6 protein-coding genes are annotated in these 5166 nt (G+C 33.4%); 3 read left to right on the top strand and 3 right to left on the bottom strand.

The genetic code is table 11. From position 1 onward, the window contains the following. Window positions 1–865, bottom strand: an 865-nt coding sequence (locus ACK5ON_RS00260) for an ATP phosphoribosyltransferase regulatory subunit (protein ID WP_409818768.1), incomplete at its 3' end; no start/stop codon positions are given. A 151-nt stretch (window positions 866–1016) separates the two neighbouring features. On the opposite strand from ACK5ON_RS00260, the gene ACK5ON_RS00255 reads away from it, so the two are divergent. Both ACK5ON_RS00255 and ACK5ON_RS00250 read left to right on the top strand, forming a co-directional pair. Then, complete coding sequence (locus ACK5ON_RS00255; protein WP_409818766.1) at window positions 1017–2261, top strand: ABC transporter permease; 1245 nt, start codon at window positions 1017–1019, stop codon at window positions 2259–2261. A 199-nt stretch (window positions 2262–2460) separates the two neighbouring features. After that, the gene (locus tag ACK5ON_RS00250; RefSeq protein ID WP_409818764.1) at window positions 2461–2814 is read left to right on the top strand and encodes a four helix bundle protein; all 354 of its coding nucleotides are present in this window, start codon (window positions 2461–2463) and stop codon (window positions 2812–2814) included. 79 nt (window positions 2815–2893) lie between these two features. On the opposite strand, the gene prmC is transcribed toward ACK5ON_RS00250, so the two are convergent. Both prmC and ACK5ON_RS00240 read right to left on the bottom strand, forming a co-directional pair. Beyond that, on the bottom strand, window positions 2894–3832 hold the full coding sequence (gene prmC, locus ACK5ON_RS00245; RefSeq protein ID WP_409818762.1) for a peptide chain release factor N(5)-glutamine methyltransferase: 939 nt from the start codon (window positions 3830–3832) through the stop codon (window positions 2894–2896). After that, window positions 3833–4186, bottom strand: coding sequence for a GNAT family N-acetyltransferase (locus ACK5ON_RS00240; protein WP_409818759.1), 354 nt, complete (start codon window positions 4184–4186; stop codon window positions 3833–3835). Between the two features lie 160 nt (window positions 4187–4346). Between ACK5ON_RS00240 and ribD the strand changes: the two genes are divergently transcribed. Further along, window positions 4347–5166: bifunctional diaminohydroxyphosphoribosylaminopyrimidine deaminase/5-amino-6-(5-phosphoribosylamino)uracil reductase RibD (gene ribD, locus ACK5ON_RS00235; protein ID WP_409818756.1), on the top strand; the 820-nt coding region annotated here is incomplete at its 3' end.

Here is a 5166-nt window from a genome sequence, read left to right as displayed (position 1 = left end):
CTGTAAATACTGAATCGTACAATTGCACCAACTCTACTTCTTGCCACAACGATGTGGAACCTACCACATCGGCATCGCATTGATAAAACTCACGGAAACGCCCTTTTTGGGGTCGATCAGCGCGCCAAACGGGTTGGATTTGATAGCGTTTAAAAGGAAACTCCATCTCGCTTTGGTGCTGCACTACATAACGCGCAAAAGGTACGGTTAAGTCGTAGCGAAGGGCTTTTTCGGAGATTTGTTTTGTTAAGTTTTTAGACTCTATATTACTCATCCATTTTCCGTATGTATCTTGAGCAAACTTTCTTATAATTTTTTTTACATCATTATGAGTACTTGGATCACAATCTTTACACTCATTAAGAACTCTTCTAAGTAAATCATCTTTAATATAATCTGACTTTCTTATAGAATTAATTTCACTCCTAATTGAACTAATTAAAGATTTATTGTAAAAATTATATAGTTTGTATTCACTATTTTCATTATTTACTTCATCGACTATCTCTTGAATAAAATTTTTTGAGAGTAAAATTTTCAGATAATCATCTATTCTACTTTCTTCCTTTTCTTTAGAAAGTTCAACTATTATTCGCCCATAAATTGTTCGTAAATAAGCCAATATTAACTTATTGAAATCTAAAAGAAACTCCCCTGAATTCAATATCTTAAAAATCAATCTATCGCCTTCATCCCCATATTTTCCCATTAGCGTATCGGAGTTTTCAAACGAAGGGGTTTCTATGGGTTGATAACCAAAATTCTCAAAATGAGTTCTCATTATCGAGATGATGTAATTTCGTTTAGCTACCTCTGCTGGTGAAAAATCTCGTGTGCCTTTGGGAATACTTGGTTTTTGTGCCATTTTAGATATTAGATTTTAGATATTTGATATTTGATATTTGATATTTGATATTTAAAATTCATTTTGCAAATATCTTATTTTTAAAACTAATTTCTACAAGCAAGGCAATTTTCTTGTAACAAAAGGGTTAACTTCGTGACAAATTACCGTTATGATTGGATTATTTAGAGAAAATGTAAAAATTGCATTGGGTTCTATCCGAACTCAGTTGCTTCGTACCGTGTTAACTATCATTATTATCGCCATTGGAATTACAGCTTTGGTGGGGATTTTAACAATTGTAGCAGCCATAGATAATAATTTGAATACTAGTTTTACTTCGATGGGTTCCAATACTTTTAACATCAATCAATATGAAAACCGAAACCGAAGTAGTGGCGGTTCTGAAATTGAAAAAATCAATCCAATTATTACCTATATTGAAGCAAAAAGGTTTAAGGAATTGTATAATTTTCCCTTTACGCATACTTCATTGTCATTCAATGCAACTTCTACCGCCGAGGTGAAATTTGAAAATCAAAAAACCGATCCCGAAATTACAGTAATTGGTGTTGATGAATATTTTATGCCCAACTCTGGGTTGGAAGTTACACAAGGCAGGTCTTTCAACACTTTTGATATTTCTAATAATGTTTATTCTTGTGTTGTAGGTTCTGATTTTGTTTCAAAAGGATTGCTCAAAGATGTCAATCCAATTGGAAAATTACTAACGGTTCGTGGTGCCAAATTCAAGGTAATTGGCGTTTTGAAAGAACGGGGTTCTACTTTTGGAAACAGTCAGGATTTAAGAGTTTTTATTCCTATTCAAGTGGCGCGTTCGTTGTTTTCTGCACCCAATATCAATTATTCCATAAGCACTATGATTGATAAAACAGAGTTGCTTGATGCAGCTGTTGACAATGCTTTAAACACGATGCGAAAAGTTAGAAAATTAAATCCTGTTGAAGAAAACAATTTTGGCATTTCGAGAAGTGATGATTTAATCAATAGAATTGCAAGTATAACAGGCGTTTTGAGTATTTCGGCTTGGGTTATGGGAATTATTACTATACTTGGTTCATCCATCGCTTTAATGAATATTATGGTGGTTTCTGTAACCGAAAGAACTCGCGAAATTGGGGTTAGAAAAGCATTGGGTGCCAAAAAAAGTACTATTGCCTTTCAGTTTTTTATCGAAACATTAACTATTGGACAAATTGGTGGTCTTTTCGGAATTGTATTCGGAATTTTAATTGGCTATTTAATTTGCTTAGCCGCAGGATGGGATTTTGTAATTCCATGGGGAGCAATGATGGCAGCTTTTATCACTAGTTTTATTGTTGCGCTCGTTTCTGGTTTATATCCTGCAATCAAAGCTTCACAACTTGACCCTATTGAGGCGTTGCGGTATGAGTAGAAGGGGTTTCGGGGTTTTTTGTTTCGAGTTTAAGGTTTAAAGTTTCGAGTTTCACGACCGAATACTGAAAATTAAAACTATCCTCACGACTAGTTGTCATTCCGTAGGAATCTTTTCTTGTTGAGAGTTGAAAGTATCGGGTTTCTAGATGGGAAATAGCTAAAGTTTTTTTATTACAAAAGCAAGAAATAGGATACATATGAAAGAAAGAACAAAAAAGTTCACTATTGATTGTTCGCTTTTATGCTCCAAATTACCAAACTCTAGAGAATATAACGCATATGTTAATCAACTTATTAGGTGTTCTTGCTCTGTTGGAGCAAATTATAGAGCTTCTCAAAGGGCAAAATCAACGGCTGATTTTATTAATAAGTTAAAAATTGTAGAGGAGGAAGCCGATGAAAGTAATTTTTTTCTTGAAATTTTATTAGAAATCAATAAAAACAAAGAATTAAAAGTAGAATTGGATAAACTTTTAAAAGAAGGTAATGAGATTTTAGCAATAATTGTTGCTTCTATTAAGACCGCAAGAAACAATCAGAATAAAACCTAAATTCTTTTTTTATTTCCCACCTCGTATTCTATACTTTGTATTTCGTAAATCGTAGCTCGTACCTCGTACTTCTTATTTCCTACCTCGTCCCTTCTATCATTCTATCATTCCCATAAATATCTTTGTGTAATACCACATTCTTAAAACCAAAACTTTCTATTAATTCAACCGTTTCTTTTCCTAAATATTGGTTGATTTCAAAGTACAATCGCCCATTTGGACTTAGACTTTTTAGAGCCAATTGTGCAATTTTTCTATAAAAAATCAAAGCATCCTCATCTTCTACAAACAATGCCAAATGAGGTTCATATTCCAAAACATTGGGATTTATTTCCTGTTTTTCTATGTTCCGAACATAAGGCGGATTGGACACTATGATGTCAAAAGTAGTTGGAAGATGGAAGTTGGAAGTTGGAAGCTGGGAGTTGGAAGTTGGGAATTGTTCTAAATTGTTGATTTTTAGAATATCGACTTGAATAAAATGTATTTCAACTTGGTTAATTTGGGCATTTTTTTTAGCAGTTTCTAATGCTTCCTCAGAAATATCTATGGCAAAAACTTCGGAATTTGGTAAATTCTTTTTTAATGCAATTGCTATACAACCACTACCCGTTCCAATATCTAATATCTTTAATTTGGAATTTAGCTTCGCTCCATTCACCTTCGGCTCGGGTGGAATTTCGGATTTGGAATTTTGTTTAATTATCAATTCCACCAACTCTTCGGTTTCGGGTCTTGGAATTAAAGTGTTTTCATTTACTAAAAATGGCAATCCATAAAACTCAGTTTCTCCTAAAATATATTGAATGGGTTTTTGTTTTTTTAAATCAGCTAAAACCCTTTCCCAATATAAAAGCTGCTTATCGTTCATTTCCATTTGGGGGTTCAATGCTAAATCTATTCGTTTTATTTGATGAAAATTTTCCAAAATAAGATAAAAGAAACTCTCCATTTCCTTATCATCATACAATGAGGAAAGTTCTTGAAAAAATTTAGTTTTGTAGCTTTTAAGTAGCATTTATAATTGTTTTATCATCCAAACTGGACAAGTGGTATGACCCGTATTTCCCAAAGGTGAATTAAGGTATTCAAATCCAACTTTCTTATATAAATTTTGAGCAACCAACATTTCGGGCAGGGTTTCAAGATAGCAGTTGGAATAGCCAAATTCGGTGGCGATTGCTAAGCATTTTTCAATCATTTGCAAACCCAATCCTTTTCCTCTAGCTTCTTTTAGAAAATACATTTTTTGCAATTCGCAGATATTCTCTTTTGAGCTTTCTAATTGGCTTATTCCAGCACCACCTATAATTTTGCCTTTTTCTTCAACAACAAAATATGCTGCTCTCGGATTATCATAAGTTTCAAACATAAAATCCAATTGGGTATCCGCAAAAGCAGTTCCCGTTTTAGGATAATCATCCGAAATGAAAACTTCCCTGATTACAACTGCAATTTGAACATTATCTCCCTATTGGATTTCTCTGATGAGCATGCCGTCCATTCTAAAACTAATATCTTATTTTTGTGAGGTGAAGATACATGAAAAATATATAAATCGCTGTATTGAGTTGGCCAAAAATGGTTTGGGAACGACCTACCCTAACCCGTTAGTTGGCAGTGTGATTGTATATGATAATAAAATTATTGGTGAAGGTTGGCATCTAAAAGCAGGCGATCCCCATGCCGAAGTTAATGCAATAAATGCCGTAAAAGATAAATCTTTACTATCAAAATCAACAATTTATGTTTCGCTTGAACCCTGCAGTCATTATGGTAAAACGCCACCCTGTTGTGATTTGATTATTGCTCATAAAATTCCAAATGTTGTGGTTGGCACTATTGATCCCAATAGCAAAGTGGCAGGAAAAGGTATTAAAAAATTAATCGAAAATGGATTAAATGTTACCGTCGGGATTTTGGAACAAGAATGCAACGAATTGAATAAACGTTTTTTCACTTTTCACAACAAAAAAAGACCTTACATTATTCTGAAATGGGCAGAAACTATCGATGGTTTTATAGCACCATTAACCAAAGAAAAAAAAGAACCCATTTGGATTACCAATGAATATTCCAGACAATTAGTTCATAAATGGCGAAGTGAAGAACAAGCTATTTTGGTTGGAACCAAAACGGTTATTGAAGACAACCCAAAACTAGATGTTCGGGATTGGACCGGAAAAAATCCAGTTAGAATTGTACTAGATAGGACTGGGCGAATTGCTGAAGATTATTTTGTTAAAGATTTAAAGACTAAAACAATTATAATAACAGAACAAGATAATTTAACAATTAGTGAAAATGGTATTTATGAAAATGTTATCTTTGATGCTAGTATGTTGCCAACTA

The sequence above is a fragment of the Flavobacterium sp. genome, from assembly GCF_046317795.1.
In the GTDB taxonomy this organism is placed as follows: Bacteria; Bacteroidota; Bacteroidia; order Flavobacteriales; family Flavobacteriaceae; genus Flavobacterium.
Note: the sequence above shows the minus strand (reverse complement) of the source record. Positions and strands in the feature narration are given on the sequence as shown.